The 16822-nt window shown below is 38.6% G+C and carries 16 protein-coding genes; 10 read left to right on the top strand and 6 right to left on the bottom strand.

Going from position 1 to position 16822, the window contains the following annotated elements; all coding sequences use genetic code 11:
* Positions 1-142 precede the first annotated feature (142 nt).
* Together AC1M86_RS14420 and erpA are read left to right on the top strand one after the other, a co-directional pair.
* A complete protein-coding gene (locus AC1M86_RS14420) occupies positions 143-1147 on the top strand; it encodes a putative solute-binding protein (protein ID WP_035268621.1) in 1005 nt (334 codons plus the stop codon).
* Between the two features lie 143 nt (positions 1148-1290).
* Positions 1291-1626: an iron-sulfur cluster insertion protein ErpA gene (gene erpA, locus AC1M86_RS14425; protein ID WP_035268624.1), complete on the top strand. Its 336-nt coding sequence runs from the start codon at positions 1291-1293 to the stop codon at positions 1624-1626.
* 35 nt (positions 1627-1661) lie between these two features.
* Here erpA and AC1M86_RS14430 read toward each other — a convergent pair whose 3' ends face one another.
* Positions 1662-2507, bottom strand: coding sequence for an alpha/beta fold hydrolase (locus AC1M86_RS14430; RefSeq protein WP_481589589.1), 846 nt, complete (start codon positions 2505-2507; stop codon positions 1662-1664).
* A gap of 107 nt (positions 2508-2614) precedes the next feature.
* On the bottom strand, positions 2615-3529 hold the full coding sequence (locus AC1M86_RS14435; protein WP_481608236.1) for a LysR family transcriptional regulator: 915 nt from the start codon (positions 3527-3529) through the stop codon (positions 2615-2617).
* 117 nt (positions 3530-3646) lie between these two features.
* On the opposite strand from AC1M86_RS14435, the gene AC1M86_RS14440 reads away from it, so the two are divergent.
* Both AC1M86_RS14440 and AC1M86_RS14445 read left to right on the top strand, forming a co-directional pair.
* The gene (locus tag AC1M86_RS14440; RefSeq protein WP_481588054.1) at positions 3647-4381 is read left to right on the top strand and encodes a DsbA family protein; all 735 of its coding nucleotides are present in this window, start codon (positions 3647-3649) and stop codon (positions 4379-4381) included.
* An 11-nt stretch (positions 4382-4392) separates the two neighbouring features.
* Positions 4393-4695: a monooxygenase gene (locus AC1M86_RS14445; RefSeq protein ID WP_481588053.1), complete on the top strand. Its 303-nt coding sequence runs from the start codon at positions 4393-4395 to the stop codon at positions 4693-4695.
* 47 nt (positions 4696-4742) lie between these two features.
* Here AC1M86_RS14445 and AC1M86_RS14450 read toward each other — a convergent pair whose 3' ends face one another.
* The gene (locus AC1M86_RS14450; protein WP_481588052.1) at positions 4743-5870 is read right to left on the bottom strand and encodes an anhydro-N-acetylmuramic acid kinase; all 1128 of its coding nucleotides are present in this window, start codon (positions 5868-5870) and stop codon (positions 4743-4745) included.
* A 63-nt stretch (positions 5871-5933) separates the two neighbouring features.
* On the opposite strand from AC1M86_RS14450, the gene tyrS reads away from it, so the two are divergent.
* The 3 genes from tyrS (at position 5934) to AC1M86_RS14465 (ending at position 10160) form a co-directional block, all read left to right on the top strand.
* Positions 5934-7166, top strand: a complete 1233-nt coding sequence (gene tyrS / locus AC1M86_RS14455) for a tyrosine--tRNA ligase (RefSeq protein ID WP_171076798.1) — start codon at positions 5934-5936, stop codon at positions 7164-7166.
* A gap of 151 nt (positions 7167-7317) precedes the next feature.
* A complete protein-coding gene (locus AC1M86_RS14460; RefSeq protein WP_481608237.1) occupies positions 7318-9255 on the top strand; it encodes an ATP-binding cassette domain-containing protein in 1938 nt (645 codons plus the stop codon).
* A gap of 182 nt (positions 9256-9437) precedes the next feature.
* Positions 9438-10160 carry an SDR family oxidoreductase gene (locus tag AC1M86_RS14465; protein WP_481588050.1) on the top strand — a complete coding sequence of 241 codons (723 nt, stop codon included), beginning with the start codon at positions 9438-9440 and terminating at the stop codon, positions 10158-10160.
* 73 nt (positions 10161-10233) lie between these two features.
* Here AC1M86_RS14465 and dnaK read toward each other — a convergent pair whose 3' ends face one another.
* Together dnaK and grpE are read right to left on the bottom strand one after the other, a co-directional pair.
* Complete coding sequence (gene dnaK, locus AC1M86_RS14470) at positions 10234-12180, bottom strand: molecular chaperone DnaK (RefSeq protein ID WP_481588049.1); 1947 nt, start codon at positions 12178-12180, stop codon at positions 10234-10236.
* 118 nt (positions 12181-12298) lie between these two features.
* A complete protein-coding gene (gene grpE, locus AC1M86_RS14475) occupies positions 12299-12871 on the bottom strand; it encodes a nucleotide exchange factor GrpE (protein WP_481608238.1) in 573 nt (190 codons plus the stop codon).
* A gap of 707 nt (positions 12872-13578) precedes the next feature.
* Between grpE and AC1M86_RS14480 the strand changes: the two genes are divergently transcribed.
* Positions 13579-13839, top strand: coding sequence for a molybdenum ABC transporter substrate-binding protein (locus AC1M86_RS14480; protein ID WP_481598058.1), 261 nt, complete (start codon positions 13579-13581; stop codon positions 13837-13839).
* A 194-nt stretch (positions 13840-14033) separates the two neighbouring features.
* Here the strand turns inward: AC1M86_RS14480 and AC1M86_RS14485 are convergent, their stop codons facing one another.
* Positions 14034-14486 carry a cell envelope integrity TolA family protein gene (locus AC1M86_RS14485; protein WP_092768671.1) on the bottom strand — a complete coding sequence of 151 codons (453 nt, stop codon included), beginning with the start codon at positions 14484-14486 and terminating at the stop codon, positions 14034-14036.
* 199 nt (positions 14487-14685) lie between these two features.
* Between AC1M86_RS14485 and AC1M86_RS14490 the strand changes: the two genes are divergently transcribed.
* Together AC1M86_RS14490 and AC1M86_RS14495 are read left to right on the top strand one after the other, a co-directional pair.
* Complete coding sequence (locus tag AC1M86_RS14490; protein WP_035269477.1) at positions 14686-15756, top strand: alpha/beta hydrolase; 1071 nt, start codon at positions 14686-14688, stop codon at positions 15754-15756.
* A gap of 165 nt (positions 15757-15921) precedes the next feature.
* Positions 15922-16488 carry a peptidylprolyl isomerase gene (locus tag AC1M86_RS14495; RefSeq protein WP_481589581.1) on the top strand — a complete coding sequence of 189 codons (567 nt, stop codon included), beginning with the start codon at positions 15922-15924 and terminating at the stop codon, positions 16486-16488.
* The last annotated feature ends 334 nt before the right edge of the window (positions 16489-16822 follow it).

The raw sequence follows: 16822 nt of genomic DNA on the forward strand, positions 1-16822 counted from the left end.
TATACATACAGCATCTCAGGATCAGTATCTACACAATTGGATCGTGTAATCTCATTTTAGTTCAACACACTGACACTGAAGTTTAAGGTGTTTGATATGGGATATTCGAGACTATAAGAAAGAAGGAATAGGAAACAATAAAATGAATTTAACCAAAACATTATTGCTATCAGCAGGTTTAATGACTGCTGCAACGGCTTCACAAGCAAAGCAAGTCGTCTGCGTGTTTGATCTCGTCGGGAAAAACGGCGATGTCTATGCGTTAATGAAAGATTATCAACTTGCTGCTAAGCAGTGGGGAGCTGATATTGAGCTTAAAGTCGGACAAAATGAAGGCGTAATTGCTGAAGATTTCAAAGCAGGTAAATGTGACGGTGTAAGTATCACAGGGATGCGCGGTCGTCAGTTTAATAATTTCACTGGCTCTTTAGATGCCATTGGTGCGATTACTAATCTCAATTTAGCTGTCAAAGTTATGCAAGGTTTAGCAAGTCCAACCTTTGCAAAGCATATGAAAAATGGCAACTATGAAGTTGCAGGTGTGATTCCTGTTGGCGATGCTTATTTAATGGTGCGTGATCGTAGTATTAATACGGTTGCTAAAGCTGCGGGTAAAAAGATCGCCGTACTTGATTATGATCAGGCACAAAAAATTATGGTACAGCAAATTGGTGCGCAGGCAGTGAGTTCTGATGTCACTAATTTTGGTAGTAAATTCAATAACGGCCAAGTTGATATTATTGGTGCACCAGCAGCGGTATTCCGTCCTTTAGAACTTCATAAAGGGCTAGGAACGAAAGGTGCAATTGTGAATTATCCAATTCTTCAAGTGACCGGTAATATCATCATTCGTCATGATAAATTCCCTGAAGGTTTCGGACAGAAATCGCGTGATTGGGTGAAAACACAATTACCACGTGCGAATCAAATTTTAGGCAAAATGAAAGCGGATATTCCGGCTAAATATTGGATGAATGTTCCAGCTGGAGATAAACCTGGTTATCAAAAATTAATGCGTGAATCTCGTATTGCACTTACTAAACAAGGTGTTTACAACAAACAAATGATGAAACTACTTTGGCAGTTCCGTTGTAAGAATGAACCGACAAACTTCGAATGTAGCTTGCAGGATGAGAACTACAAATAAGTTCATAGGACGTTACATTTAAATCCGATAAATTTACTCTGAATAAACTTTAAAGTTCGAGTTATGACCATATATTGAGTATGTTATACTTGATATATGGTCTTTTAATTTCAAAGCCTATTTAATTTTTTGAGGAATCCATCATGACTGCCCAAGCACTTGAGCTGACTGACAATGCTGCGAATAAAGTTCGTCAACTTCGTGAGAGCGAAGGAAATCAAGATTTGATGTTACGTGTATATGTGACAGGTGGTGGTTGCTCTGGTTTTTCTTACGGATTCAATTTTGCTGAATCTCAAAATGAAGACGATGCTGAATTTGTGAATGGTGATGTGAAGATGCTTGTTGACTCACTGAGTTATCAATATCTCGTTGGTTCAGTTGTGGATTATGTTGAAGGTTTGGAAGGATCACGCTTTATCGTGCAAAATCCTAATGCGACAACGACATGTGGTTGTGGATCTTCATTCTCAATTTAATATGCAGCAAAAAAAGCCCGCTAAGCGGGCTTTTTTTATGATAATTTTTGCTGTTCTTTCAGAATTAAATCAGTCAGCTCATGATAATTTTGAACTGGAATCCAATGATTCGCCTCTAAATGAATTTCCGTATATGGACCTTCAACATAATTTTGATTGAACTGAACACCTTTAGCATCAATTGCAACGTCATCTTTGCCCCAAATAAATAAAGTGGGAACTTTGACTTTATTGAATAGCGTTTTATTAGAGCTAAAAGGTAAACCTCGATACCAATTGAGTGATGGGCTGAGCCGTTTTTCTATAATCATTTCTTGTTTAAAGTCATTTAATTGTTCAACTGTCATTCCAGAATTTTTTAATAAAGCCTCGCCAATTTGAGGTGTTTTATTAAAGAGCAACTCAGGTATCCATGGAAGCTGAAATAGTCCCATATAATAGGATTTAAAAAGTTGTGTACTGCTGTAAAAAGCCCGCATAAATGCTGCTTTGTGAGGGACGGAGATCGCGGTCAAATGTTTAATTTTATTAGGATAACGTAGAGCAACTTCCCAAGCAACGACTGCGCCCCAGTCGTGTCCTACGATATATGAAGGCTCTCCAATTAAGTCGAGTAAAACATTTACATCATCTGCTAAATGTTGAATGGCATAATCTGCACGTTTCTTTGGTTGAGCCCTTAAGCTATATCCACGTTGGTTTAACGCATAGGTGCGAAAACCATGTTGGTTTAGTATTTCGGCACTATGCTGCCAAATTTTTGATGTTTCAGGAAAACCATGTAATAGCACAATTGGAGTGCCATCGATTGGACCGCTGTCTATTACATCAAAAATAAGATTGCCTTTTTGAAACTCAGTGATTCGTTGTTGTTTTTCCATGATCGATATCCTCTTTCCTTTACATATCTTTATCAAATTTGGATGATAGAACTAGGGCTGAACGGGTCAGTTCTAGGTGAAAGAAGGTCGTTCATTGTCTGACAATATTATGGGTTGATTAAACGGTGTATTTGTATTGGGATTTGTTTTTGTAAGAACGTTAAGCAAAGTCTCAAAGCTAAGGTCCGATAGCTTAAGCTCGGAGTAACCAAGTGGACATCTTCAGGCATTAGAGACCATTCAGGTAAAATATGAATTAACGTTGAGTTGACTAATTGTTGGGCCACTTGGATTTCTGCAACGGCGGCAATTCCTAAATGTGCTTCTACAGCAGCAAGTGCATGTTCGGATGGTGTCACCATCAAATGGGTATAAATTTTAAATTTTTTTATCGTACCATTTTTGAAAAGTGTAATTTTGGATAGCTCGCGGTTATGCGAGATAAAATGATGATCACACAGTTGCTCAGGGTATTCGGGAATGCCACAATGCATTTGATAGGTTGGACTGGCACATAAAATTCTTCGAACTTGACCAACCTTTTGAGCATGAAGTGTAGAGTCTGCTAAATCACCAAGTCTGATGGCTAAGTCATATCCTCCAGAAATCAAATCAACTTTAGTGTCATTCAAATCAATTTCAATATCAATATGTGGATATTCAATTAAAAATTGAGAGATTAAAGGCAATACCACCAATTTTCCAAAAGTTCCCGAAGCAGCTATTCGAATTCGACCTTTGGGTTGTATTTCTAATTGTGTGAGATCATTCGTCAGAGATTCAATCTGATGAAATAGGGGGGAGATTTCTTTTAAGAAAATCTTCCCAGCATCAGTCAGTGAGCTTGAATTAGTATTTCGATTTAATAATCTAATATTTAAGGATTCTTCAAGTCTTGAAAGTCGATTGGATAACGTGGATTTAGCAATATCATAACGTCTTGCTGCCGCAGATAAACTTCCAGCATCTGCAATCAGTACGAACCAATATAGGTCATCGATTGAGTAGGGTAAGCTGTTCATAAAATCGAACACCACCTTTCATTTTTATTGTCTATTCACATCATTATAGAACCGCTAAGTTAAGTCAATCGATCAGATGTAGCAAATGATCTGATTTAGCAAATTGAGGACATAGCAATGACAATGAATTGTGATTTAGAAACTGGTACTTGTTCAGTAGCCGAATTGGAAAAAGGCCAAAATGCAGTGGTCAATGTAGCATCTGACCTCAGCCTGATTTATGTGGGTGACCCAATGTGCTCATGGTGTTGGGGAAGTTCAAATATCATTAAACAAGCGCGTGAATATGCAATTCAGCATGGTGTTGGCTTTCAAGTGATTAGCGGTGGTTTAAGACCTGGTGGAGGTGATGCTTGGACCGATACTTTCAAAAATTTTTTACGCACCGAATGGAAAAATATTCAGAGACTGACTCAACAGCCTTTCACTGAAAAATTGTTAGAAAGAGCACATTTTAACTATGATACCGAGCCTTCAGCACGTGCTATTTACGTTGCTCGACAACTTTGGCAAGACCATGATCATCACGATGAAAAACTTTTGGCATTTTTTTCAGCAATCCAATATAAATTTTATGTGGATGGTGAAGATCCGAACGAGCTTGAATATTATCGAAGTATATGTGAAACGTTTGAGCTGGATTTCGACGTATTCTCAACTTTGTTTGAATTACCTGAGACCCAAACAGCGACCTATGAAGAGTTCAAGCTTAACCGAAGTTGGGGCATAAAAGGGTTCCCAAGTTTTGTGATACGTCATGGAGACAATGTCAAAATCATAGGCTCTGGTCATGTGGCATTGGAAAAATTAACACAAGCTATTGATGACTTAATCAAAGATGCGCGTATATAAGGAAAAGTTGAATGGCAATTATTCTACAAATTGATTTTCCCTATGATGGACCTTGGGGTCATGAAATGTTTGAAAGTTTCAAAACACTCGCGGATTCAATAGCAAATGAGAAAGGCTTGATTTGGAAAATTTGGACTGAAAATGAAGTATCCAAAGAAGCAGGTGGAATTTACTTATTTGAAAGCCAAGCAGATGCAGAGGACTATCTAAATATGCATCTTCAGCGTTTAAGGGAAAATGGCTTTACTGAATGTAGACATCGAATCTTTGCTGTAAACTCGCCACTTTCAAAATTGAATTTTGCACCTGTTTAAGTTAATCGATGTATCAACTCAGGATAGTGGATACATCGATTCTTCATTTAAACCGCAGTGATCGTTCCTAAAACTCGATCTCCTTGAGCTCCTGTCACTTCAGGTAAATTACCAGCAAGCTGGTTTACAAATCGCATAGCCAACCACGCAAAAGCAGTCGCCTCCACCCAAGTCGGTGCTAATCCCAAATCTGCTGTGGTTTGAACACTCCACTCATGTTTACGTAAACGCCAACGTAATTGTTCTAATAATTGTGAGTTATACGCACCACCCCCACAGACATAAACTTCACCTGTGTCCATAGGGGAGCGATAAATGGCTTTCTTAATGGCACGTGTCGTGAGTTTCATCAGCGTTGCTTGAATATTTTCAGGCGTATCTTCAAGTTCATCGTATTCAACATCGCTACGCCAATCGGCAATTTGTTCATCCAACCATTCCAAATTAAAGTCTTCACGACCAGTACTTTTTGGCGGTTCTTTGGAGAAAAAGTCATGTGATTGCAAACGATCAAGCAAAGCGCGAATAGGCGTACCATAAGCAGCCCAATTGCCATTTTCATCATAAGGCTGACCTGTGTAACGTTCACACCAAGCATCCATCAAAATATTGGCTGGTCCAGTATCGAAGCCATATACGCCTTTAGGATTACCCGCAGGTAACATACTGACATTGGCAATTCCACCGAGATTTAAGATCACACGGTGTATCGTCGGATGCTGAAATAAGGCTTGATGGAATGCTGGCACTAGAGGAGCACCTTGACCACCAGCAGCCATATCACGGCGTCTAAAATCTGATACCACAGGAATTTGAGTGATTTCAGTAATAATGTTGGGATCACCAATTTGAAGGGTAAATCCATGTTCGGGACGATGACGAATCGTTTGACCATGAGATCCAATGGCTTTTATTTGAGTTCTATCGAGATTATTTTCTTGTATAAGTTGGTTGATTCCATGACCGATCATCTGTGCTAAAGCGACATCAGCTTTACCCATGCGGTCAATTTCATTATCGTCTGGCAAAGTAAGTGCCATCAGTTCATCACGTAAATCTGGATCAAAGGCTAATGTCAGCGTTGCATGGATCTGTAATGGATCAAAAGAAGCGGCTACAAAATCGACGCCGTCCATACTCGTGCCAGTCATTACACCAATGTAGATTGTGGTCATGATTATTCTTAAGCCTGCATTGTGCTGAAAAAGTGTTAGTATATCGCACAAATTGAACAACAGATGTATTTGGGTTTTGTGATGTCAAATTTCCTGCCTGCTGAAGAACAACTTGCCCTCATTCAACGAGGCACACATGAAATTATTTCAGAAGAAGATCTTCTGAAGAAATTAAAATTGAATCGTCCTTTGAAAATTAAGGCGGGTTTTGATCCTACAGCACCAGACTTACACTTAGGTCATACGGTATTAATTAACAAGCTTAAAGTGTTTCAAGACTTAGGTCATGAAGTATTCTTCTTGATTGGTGATTACACTGCGATGATTGGTGACCCAACAGGTAAAAGTGCAACTCGTCCACCATTGTCACGTGAGCAAGTCTTAGAAAACGCGAAAACCTATCAGGAACAAGTGTTCAAAATTCTTGATCCAAATAAAACTAAGGTGGTGTTTAACTCAGAATGGTTTGCTCAAAAAACTGCTGCTGACCTGATTCAATTGGCTTCACAGCAAACGGTTGCACGTATGCTTGAACGTGATGACTTTACTAAACGCTATAACAACCAACAGCCGATTGCGATTCACGAGTTTTTATATCCATTGGTGCAAGGCTATGACTCTATCGCGCTCGAGGCAGATGTTGAGTTAGGTGGTACGGATCAGACCTTTAACTTGCTGATGGGGCGTACTTTACAAGGTCGTTATAATCAAGAGCCACAAGTGTGTATCACTGTACCAATTCTTGAAGGTTTAGATGGCGTCAACAAAATGTCTAAATCTTTAGGTAACTACATTGGTGTATTCGATGCACCTGGTGCGATGTACCAAAAAGTACTTTCGATGCCAGACAGCTTAATTGAGCGATATTTCGAACTGCTGAGCTTCAAGTCAATGGAAGAGATCGAAGGCTTATTGAAAGAAATGGCTGAAGGTCGTAACCCTCAAGAAATTAAACGTATCTTAGCGCTCGAGTTAGTGGAACGTTTCCATGGAAGCGAAGCTGCTGCGAATGCACATAAAGGTGCAGGGAATATCATCACAGAAGGTGAGCTTCCTGAAGGAACGCCAGAAGTGACGATTTCACGTGGTGAATTCGGTGGTGAAATGTTTATTGCTTCTATTGTTCGTGCAGCGGGCTTAACCAAAAATGCAGCGCAAGCCAAAGATGCTGTTTCACGTGGAGCCGTAAAAGTTGATTGGGAGGTGGTGGATGCATCATTCTCAATTAACGAAAACAAAACAGTGATTGTTCAAGCAGGTAAAAAGGCCATTGCTAAAGTAACTTTTACTGACTAAATCGTTAAGTTTTGAATGATTCAAAAGCCATCCTGAGTGATGGCTTGTTTATGTCAAGAATGAAATGAAGATGAAAGATGGATTAATTTTTGGTTGTTCTGGTTGAAATCCATTAAAATGCGCCATCCAATACTTATTTGTTTGAATATCTATGATTCAGTTAGACCAACTTACCATTCGCCGCGGCGGTCGCATTTTATTTGAAAAAGCGTCTATGCAACTTCACCCTGGATGGAAGATTGGTTTAACAGGTGTCAATGGTGCAGGAAAATCGACGTTGTTTTCAGCATTACTTGGAGGCATGGAATCAGATGGTGGCTCATTAACACGACCATCGGTTTGGACAGTGGCGCATATGGCGCAAGAGATTAAAGCGCTGGATATGAAAGCGATTGATTTCGTTCTATCCGGTGATGAAGAGTATTGGGATATCCAACACAAACTTGAGCATCCTGAGGGATTATCTGATCAAGATTTGGCAAATCTATATGGTCGTTTTGATGAAATTAGTGGCTACTCAGCGCCGTCTAAAGCATCACAACTGATGGCTGGGCTAGGCTTCTTTGAACATCAGTCAGAACTTAGTGTAAAAAGTTTCTCTGGTGGATGGCGTATGCGTTTAAATCTTGCACGTACTTTGATGAGTCGTTCAGATTTACTCTTACTTGATGAACCGACGAACCATTTAGATTTAGACGCTATTTTATGGTTAGAAGATTGGTTAAAAGCATATGAAGGCACATTGGTACTGATTTCGCATGACCGTGATTTCTTGGATGCCATTACCGACCATATTTTGCATATCGAAAACCAAGAATTAACGCTTTATACCGGCAACTATTCAACATTTGAACGTACCCGAAGTGAACGTTTAGCTCAGCAACAACAAGCCTATGAGAAACAGCTCGAGCTACGTGCACATCTGCAAAAATATATTGATCGTTTTAAAGCTAAGGCAACCAAAGCGAAACAGGCACAAAGTCGTATTAAACAGCTTGAACGAATGCAAGAGCTTTCTGCTGCGCATGTCGATACGCCTTTTACCTTTAGCTTCCGTGAGCCAACCAAAATGAGTTCTCCGTTGTTACAACTGGATAGTGCTGATATTGGTTATGGTGACAAACTGATTGTGACCAATGTGAAACTACAAATCACGCCAACCAGCCGTATCGGTCTGCTGGGTATGAATGGTGCAGGTAAGTCCACATTAATTAAATCTTTGGTGGGTGATTTACCTTTAATCCAAGGTCAACGTAAAGCATCCGAATTACTTAATATTGGTTATTTCGCCCAACATCAAATGGATGCATTAGATGGTAATGCGAGTCCAATGTTGCAGTTATCTCGTATCGCAGATAAGAAGATCAGTGAAGCGACTTTACGCGCATTCTTAGGAAGTTTTGGCTTCTCTGGTGAGCGTATGGATACACAGTGTGAAAGCTTTTCTGGGGGGGAGCGTGCACGTTTAGCATTGGCTTTGATTGTCTGGCAGCGTCCAAATGTTTTAATTCTAGATGAACCGACCAACCATTTAGACTTGGATATGCGTCATGCATTAACTATGGCACTACAAGACTTTGAAGGGGCAGTGGTGTTGGTCTCACATGAACGCCAATTAATTGCAAGTGTCTGTGATGAATTACTCCTAGTGCATAACGGTAAATGTCGTGAGTTTGAAGGTGATCTGGTCGCTTATGCAGACTGGTTACGTCAAGCACGTGCAGAGTTGATGAAGCAAGGGCAGCAAGCACCTGAGCCAGTAAAATCTCAAGTGATCGATAAGCCTGTAGTTTCTAAAGTAGATAAAGAAGCACAGCGTAAAGAAGCTGCGCGTCGCCGTGAAATGAGCCGCCCAATTCGTAAAAATATCGAAAAATTGGAAGCTGAGATTGCAAAGATTCAACCACGTTTAGTTCAAATTGAGGATGCTTTAGGGGAGGCATCACTTTATGATGCGTCTCGGAAAGATGATCTTTTAAAATTGATGAATGAACAAACTGAGCTTAAAGGAAAATTAGCACAAGCAGAAGAAAAAATGCTTGAACTGATGATGGAACTTGAAGAGTTAGAAAGTTCGTTTGATGAGTAATTTGTGATAAAAAGCCCAATGTAGATTGGGCTTTTTTATTAAAATAGGCGTTATTTTGGTCATCGTCATAAAAACTGTCATTTTAATTTTTTTATTTTATTTGTGTTTTTAATTCAACTTGACCTCAAGCTAACTTGAGTTTTGATCATAAGAAATCTAATAACAAAATTGGAAAAACGACAGTGCCATCATCAATCAATAAAACTTTTTTAATTCATGGCATCAGTTATGGTCTAGGAAAAGCGTTAGCTACTTTAGTTCCAAATGATGATGATTTAATCTATGGAATATCACGCTCAACCCCACAACTACCACGCCAGATTGAGTGGATTCAAACTGATTTAGCTTATCCTGTCCAAGCATGCAAGAAAATTAAAGACGTAATTGGAGATAAAGCATTAGATGTATTTATTTATAATGTAGGTGTTTGGGAGCAAGATGCTTTTACGCATGACTATGATTTTTCATCAATCTCAGCATTAGAAATTCAAACGATCATCAATACAAATATCACCAGTTGTATTTTATCTATACAATCCATTTTGGAAAATTTAAAGAAATCAGATCATGCCAAAGTGATCCTCATTGGTTCAACATGGGGTTTAGACAATCACAATGGAAAAGAAATAGTATTTTCAGCTACCAAATTTGCAATACGTGGAATTTCCCATGCCTTAAGAGAGTTGATACGAAAGGATCGAATAGGCGTTACGGTGTTAAATCTTGGATATTTAGCACCTGATTTTGATCTAGATACAACAATAGAATCTGTCCTAGAAGAAACAGACGAATCTTTAATTCCTGTGTCTGATGTAGTTGCTGCCGTTCATTTTGTGCTTAATACGTCTAGAGCATCTTGTGTGAAAGAAATTATGATGCCTGCAATGCAAGATACAAATATCTGATAATCATTTAAAAATTCAAAGATGTAAATAAAAAAACCGCGCTTTCGCGCGGTCTTTTATTTAAAGAGACAAATTATTTTTTGTCATCTTTTACTTCAGTGAACTCAGCATCTACAACGCCGTCGTCCGCTTTTTGTTGTTGACCAGCAGCATCACCTTGGAATGCATTTGGATCAAAACCTTGCGCACCACCTTGAGCACCCTGCGCAGCTTCATAAGCACGTTGAGTGATCGGCATGATGATGTTTTGAAGTGCTTCAGTTTTCGCTTTGATCGCATCAACATCATTTTCTTTTGTTGCAGCTTCAAGTTCTGAAATAGCAGTTTCAACCGCAGTTTTTTCATCAGCAGTTACTTGTTCGCCAAGGTCTTTTACTGCTTTTTGAGCAGAAGAAACTAATGCATCAGCTTCGTTACGCGCTTTTGCTAATTCTTCAAACTTACGGTCTTCTTCCGCATTCGCTTCAGCATCTTTGATCATCGCTTCAATTTCAGCATCGCTCAAACCTGAGTTTGCTTTAATTTGAATTGATTGCTCTTTACCCGTGCTCTTGTCTTTCGCAGATACTTTCAAGATACCATCAGCGTTGATGTCGAACGATACTTCAATTTGCGGCACACCACGTGGAGCAGGTGGGATATCGCCCAATTGGAAGTTACCCAACAATTTGTTTTGTTGAGCCATTTTACGTTCACCTTGGTAAACCGAAATGTCTACTGCAGGCTGGTTATCAGCAGCTGTAGAGAACACTTGTGATTTTTTCGCAGGGATTGTTGTGTTTTTCTCGATGATTGGAGTTAACACGCCACCCATTGTTTCAATACCAAGTGTCAACGGTGTTACGTCAAGTAATAGAACGTCGTTCTTATCACCTGAAAGTACAGCACCTTGGATCGCAGCACCCATTGCCACAGCTTCGTCAGGGTTCACGTCTTTACGTGGCTCTTTACCGAAGAACTCTTGTACTTTTTGTTGTACAAGTGGCATACGAGACTGACCACCAACCAAGATCACGTCAGAGATATCAGAAGTTGATAAACCAGCATCTTTAAGTGCAATCTTACATGGCTCGATTGTACGAGCAACTAAGTCAGCAACAAGACCTTCTAATTTCGCACGTGTTACGTTGATCACTAAGTGTTTAGGACCAGTCGCATCAGCAGTGATATATGGAAGGTTGATTTCAGTTGCATTCGAAGAAGAAAGTTCAATCTTCGCTTTCTCAGCAGCTTCTTTCAAACGTTGAAGTGCAAGAGGATCGTTCTTCAAGTTTACGTTTTGTTCTTTCTTGAACTCTTCAACCAAGAAGTCGATTAACGCGTTATCAAAGTCTTCACCACCAAGGAATGTGTCACCATTAGTAGACAACACTTCGATTTGTTGGTCGCCATCAAGGTCAGCGATTTCAATGATTGATACGTCGAAAGTACCACCACCTAAGTCGTAAACCGCGATTTTACGGTCGCCTTCTTTCTTGTCCATACCGAACGCAAGCGCTGCAGCTGTTGGTTCGTTGATGATACGTTTAACATCTAAACCAGCAATTTTACCAGCATCTTTCGTTGCTTGACGTTGAGCATCGTTGAAGTATGCAGGAACAGTAACTACCGCTTCAGTAACTGTTTCACCTAAGTAATCTTCCGCAGTTTTCTTCATTTTCTTAAGAACTTCTGCAGAGATTTGTTGTGGTGCTAGTTTCTTGTCGTTTACATCAACCCAAGCATCGCCATTGTCAGCTTTGATGATTTTGTAAGGTACAAGACCAATATCTTTTTGAACTGCTTGATCTTCGTAACGACGACCGATCAAACGTTTGATCGCAAATAATGTATTTTTCGGGTTTGTTACCGCTTGACGTTTAGCTGATTGACCAACAAGGATCTCGCCATCTTTATACGCAATAATAGACGGAGTTGTACGAGCGCCTTCAGCGTTGTCGATTACTTTAACTTTATCGCCTTCAAGTACTGCAACACATGAGTTTGTAGTACCTAAGTCAATACCAATAATTTTAGCCATTGATGTGTTCCTCGAAAATTTTGTTGTGATCTTTCACTTGTTATCCGATATGAGAGCCATTCATTATTTTTCAAGTTAAAAACTTAAAAAATTTTTACAAACTCCCGTATTTCTTGACTTATTGGCCTACCATGACCATTGCAGGACGAAGTAAACGGCCAGAAAGGGTGTAACCTTTTTGAAGTACCGTACCAATCTCACCCGCTTTTGCATCTGGGGCAATACCAACTGCTTGATGCAAATCAGCATTAAAACCATTTTCAGTGTCAACTGCCACAACACCAAATTTTTCTAATGTTGCTAATAATGACTTCAGTGTGAGTTCTACACCTTCTGATAAAGGAGTTTTTTTATCACCTGCAGCAGCAATTGCACGTTCAAGGTTGTCAACTGAATCCAATAATTCTTTTGCAAATTTCTCTAAAGCAAATTTTTTCGCAGTATCCGCCTCACGCTCTAAACGTTCTTTAGTTTTTTCTGCTTCATACTTCGCATTTGCAGCAACTGCTTTTTCATATTTTAAGTTTTCAGTCAGCGTTGCGATTTGCGCTTGAAGGTCTTCTACAGAAACTTCGACTTCAGCTTGTTGATTTTCAACTTGCTGTTCAGTTTGTTCCGTTTGAACGTCCTGAGTTTGTTCGTTTTGCTCATTTGCCATGGAAGATCTCCGCTTAAATGGGTTTTTAAACATGTACAGTCCTTTGGCATCAGTGTTAACTGCGTTAATCTGAACTGCCATGCGTGTGTAATTCATCAATACTAAGGTAATGTGGGCGACTATAAATAATTCAAGCTTAAACGATGTTTATTTCTACTAAATTCATCTTTACAACAAGGAATGAAAATTTTTCGATTCATTTAGAGAAATCTAAAGTCTAGAATAAGACGAGGAGATGAACTGGAGAAAGATTATAAAAATATGATTTAGTGTATATTTTATATATAAAAAATATAGATTCAGATAAAACAAGTCTTTCCTTTTAAAGAATCAAATCTGTATTATCTTTAACCAGATACTAACGCTGTAGTTTCTATTTATTTTGTTTTTGCTTTTTAATAGCTCATCCAACCTCCTTGGATGAGTTTTTTTTTGCTTGTCGAGATCTGAGTAACAATGTTAAGCAACCGATATACCGTGTAGCCACACTGTGATTCAGTCACCTTCAAAAAGGGTTTATATCGCACCACATATTCACTAAAAAATAAATTAAATAAATGGCTTAGGAGATATATTCAACTATAAAAGTTGAATTGCATTTTCTTTACACTTTTTTCATAAGTTCAACCTGAAGTCATCGAAACTTGAACCAAGAACTGACGCATGAAATAAAAAAGTCAGGAATGATAAGCCTTCAAAGTTAACTCTGACTTTGAATGTTTCAAGTAAGGAATTAAACAATGAAAAAATTAGGTCTCATTTCCCTGGCATTTGCAGCTATTGGTTTTACTACTGTAGGTTGTACTTCAAACCAATCTGCTGAAACTGCTCAAGCGACTCAACCGACCACACAAACAGATGCTTCAATAGCGCAAGCGGCAACTACTGAAATGGATACCCAAAATGGTGTGGCTGTACAAGCTGACCCAAGTGTAGAGTCTGCTGAACCGGTTCAAGCTGTCCCAGCTGAAGGTGCAGAAGCCCCTCAAGTTGTTGAGTAAAATGCAATGAAATTTAATTCATTTAAACTGCTTATAATGGGTTAAATTTTATGAAAATGCAGAGAATAGAGAGTAAATAGGATGCCTTTACTGTCTATTTTTAGAGTCATAGCACTTAAAAAAACCTAACATTCAAATGTGAATGTTAGGTTTGTGAGGTAACTTTAAATCAATTGTGTTGAGTCCAAGAAAGCTTAACGATCTCGGCGATCATGTTGACGTTCTTGTTCTCGCTTCTTGCGATCCTGTTCTAAGCGCTTACGTTGTTCTTCAATCGCTTTTTTACGATTATCTTGATTCCAACGATTACGTTCAGCTTGACGTTGTTTTAAAATTTCCTTTTGACGTTGTTCAATCTGTTTACGACGATCATGCTCAGCACGTTCTTTATTACGTCGATCTGCTAATTCACGTTGTTGGCGTTGACGTTCATATTCACGTTTGCGCTTTTCTTGTTCAAGGCGCTGTTGATGTAAACGTTGTGCGCGTTCTCTCTCCCAACGTTGACGGTCATAGTTGCGATCATAATCACGATCATAACGATGGTCATAATTACCATTATAATAAGGGCCATCGTCAGGGAAGGCCACACAACCGACTGCAAGAACTGCTGTGGCCAATGACATTATCATTACTTTTATTGCCATAGCTTTCACCTTTATATGTTGAATCAGGACAACCAAAAAATTCCTGATGTTGGATTAAATAGTCAATGACAAGACTGCTATAGTCAGATTAGCGTAAATGGAATTGAAGTTTGTATATTGATCAGTAGACTTAGTTAACAAAATAGTCATGAAATGGCTGATCGTGTAGAAATTATGAAGAATACGGATTTTTAAAAGGATCGGAATCGTGAATCAAAAAATACAACAATTACTTGAAAATGGTCAGGGTTCTGCAGGACGTGCATTAGATCGACTCCCAAAGATCGTTCAAGAATCTCTAGTGAAGTTACTTGGCTATCCCTATGACTATCCTCAACTCGATAGTTTTACAAAATGCTTGATGGCTGCACAGTTGAAACAAGGAAAATCAGGCTTTATTGGCGCTGATATTGATAAATCAAGAAAAGAATTTGAAAATCAAATCCAATCCATCACACATAAATCATCTCATGTTCAATATGTAGAAGATATTCGTCTTCCTTTACAAAGTGGTACTGTATTTGCCAGACATTATCATCCTGCTCCGAATAAAAAACTACCAATGATTGTATTTTATCATGGTGGTGGGTTTGTTGTCGGAAGTGTGAATACACATGATGAAGCGTGCCGAATCATTGCGAATTATGCAAAAGCACAAGTAATCAGTATTGATTATCCTTTAGCACCAGAAGTTTCTCCACAATCATTGATTCAATCATGTGAAGATGCATTGGCATGGGTATATCAAAATCGCCGTCACTTTAAAATCTTAAAAAACCGTATTGCTGTAGCAGGAGATAGTGCTGGCGGTAATATTAGTGCTGTCGTTGCTCAACGTGCATTAAATGCAAGTTATGCGCCTCAAGCTCAATTTTTAATATATCCTGCGGTAGATTTCAAAAGTCGTCATCCATCATTCTTTGCGTATAAAGATGGTTTAGTATTAACCAACAGCGATATTGACTATGTGACAGAATACTACGCGACAAGACATAAAGTTGCTTTGGATAATCCACTAATCTCCCCAACATACGGTAATCTAAAAAAATTGGCACCAGCCTATGTTGTTACAGCGGGACATGATGTATTGCATGATGAAGGCAAAATTTACGCCCACAAATTACGTCAAAATGGCACTAAAGTGTTGTATCAAGATTTTGAAGACCAAACACACGGATTTATTAATCTAACGCTAGTCTCAGGGCGTTCTAAAAAATTGTTGATTGAAATGAGTAAAGAGTTTAGAAGATTTTGGGATAAAAATAGTTAATAGATGCTTACTTTCAAATCCTGAGATTCAAACGAAACTCAGGATTTTTTCTTTATATACAGTAATCGAATAAAAATACTTTGATGCTTAACAAAAAATTGAATCTTTTCTGGCGATTGATTCGTGAATAATAGATAAGATAAAACATCAATAAGAGGATAGCGTATGTTAAAAAAAATGATGTTAGGTGCTTCTGTTGCGGCAATGAGTACTTTATCTTTGGCAGCAAATACGCATATGCAAATCAAAACATCAGCAGGAGATATCGAAATCGAGTTGTTTAATGATAAAGCTCCGATTTCAGTAAAGAACTTTGAAACTTATGCGAAAGCTAATTTTTATAACGGCACAATCTTCCATCGGGTTATTCCAGGGTTCATGATCCAAGGTGGAGGATTAGATGTATCGATGAAAGAAAAAGCGAATCGACCTCCAATCAAGAACGAGTCTTATAATGGCTTAAAGAATAACCGTGGCACTTTAGCCATGGCACGTACAAACCAGCCTGATTCAGCAACAAGCCAATTTTTTATCAATATTGCGGATAATGATTTTCTAAATAAAGCGCCAATGAATCCTGGTTATGCTGTGTTTGGTCAGGTAACTAAAGGAATGGATGTTGTCGATAAAATTGCAAAAGTGCCTACTGGTAGATTTGGTATGCATCAAGATGTGCCAAAAAATCCTATTAAAATTTTAAGTGTGAATATAAAACCTTCAAAAGCGAAATAGTGATTAAAAAAAGAAGCAGAAATATTAAATTAATATTTTTGCTTCAATATTATAGGGTTAAGTGTAAATGTGATTATTAATGAATCATAATGGTGCATAAAAATAGAACACTCAATAAAACATGGGGTTAAAAGCACTTGCAATGATTTCGAAATGCTCTAGAATGCACCCCATACCGACGAGATACACGGAAACGAACGAAGCAGGTTGCTGAGTTGTTAAGTGTTTCGAGTCCAGCTTCTGGCATTGACGAGATGTTAGAAAGATCATTAAGAGATTATGAAGAACAACTTGTGTGGATTTTTACTGGTTGATTGATCGATATATATTATCA

The sequence above is a fragment of the Acinetobacter sp. ANC_7654 genome, assembly GCF_056779855.1.

Coding starts and splice junctions, on each gene's coding strand:
- AC1M86_RS14480 (WP_481598058.1), top strand. CDS start 13,579: ATGAAAAAATTAGGTCTCATTTCCCTGGCATTTGCAGCTATTGGTTTT.
- erpA (WP_035268624.1), top strand. CDS start 1,291: ATGACTGCCCAAGCACTTGAGCTGACTGACAATGCTGCGAATAAAGTT.
- dnaK (WP_481588049.1), bottom strand. CDS start 12,180: ATGGCTAAAATTATTGGTATTGACTTAGGTACTACAAACTCATGTGTT.
- AC1M86_RS14460 (WP_481608237.1), top strand. CDS start 7,318: ATGATTCAGTTAGACCAACTTACCATTCGCCGCGGCGGTCGCATTTTA.
- AC1M86_RS14420 (WP_035268621.1), top strand. CDS start 143: ATGAATTTAACCAAAACATTATTGCTATCAGCAGGTTTAATGACTGCT.
- grpE (WP_481608238.1), bottom strand. CDS start 12,871: ATGTTTAAAAACCCATTTAAGCGGAGATCTTCCATGGCAAATGAGCAA.
- AC1M86_RS14435 (WP_481608236.1), bottom strand. CDS start 3,529: ATGAACAGCTTACCCTACTCAATCGATGACCTATATTGGTTCGTACTG.
- AC1M86_RS14440 (WP_481588054.1), top strand. CDS start 3,647: ATGACAATGAATTGTGATTTAGAAACTGGTACTTGTTCAGTAGCCGAA.
- AC1M86_RS14450 (WP_481588052.1), bottom strand. CDS start 5,870: ATGACCACAATCTACATTGGTGTAATGACTGGCACGAGTATGGACGGC.
- AC1M86_RS14485 (WP_092768671.1), bottom strand. CDS start 14,486: ATGGCAATAAAAGTAATGATAATGTCATTGGCCACAGCAGTTCTTGCA.
- tyrS (WP_171076798.1), top strand. CDS start 5,934: ATGTATTTGGGTTTTGTGATGTCAAATTTCCTGCCTGCTGAAGAACAA.
- AC1M86_RS14445 (WP_481588053.1), top strand. CDS start 4,393: ATGGCAATTATTCTACAAATTGATTTTCCCTATGATGGACCTTGGGGT.
- AC1M86_RS14430 (WP_481589589.1), bottom strand. CDS start 2,507: ATGGAAAAACAACAACGAATCACTGAGTTTCAAAAAGGCAATCTTATT.
- AC1M86_RS14495 (WP_481589581.1), top strand. CDS start 15,922: ATGTTAAAAAAAATGATGTTAGGTGCTTCTGTTGCGGCAATGAGTACT.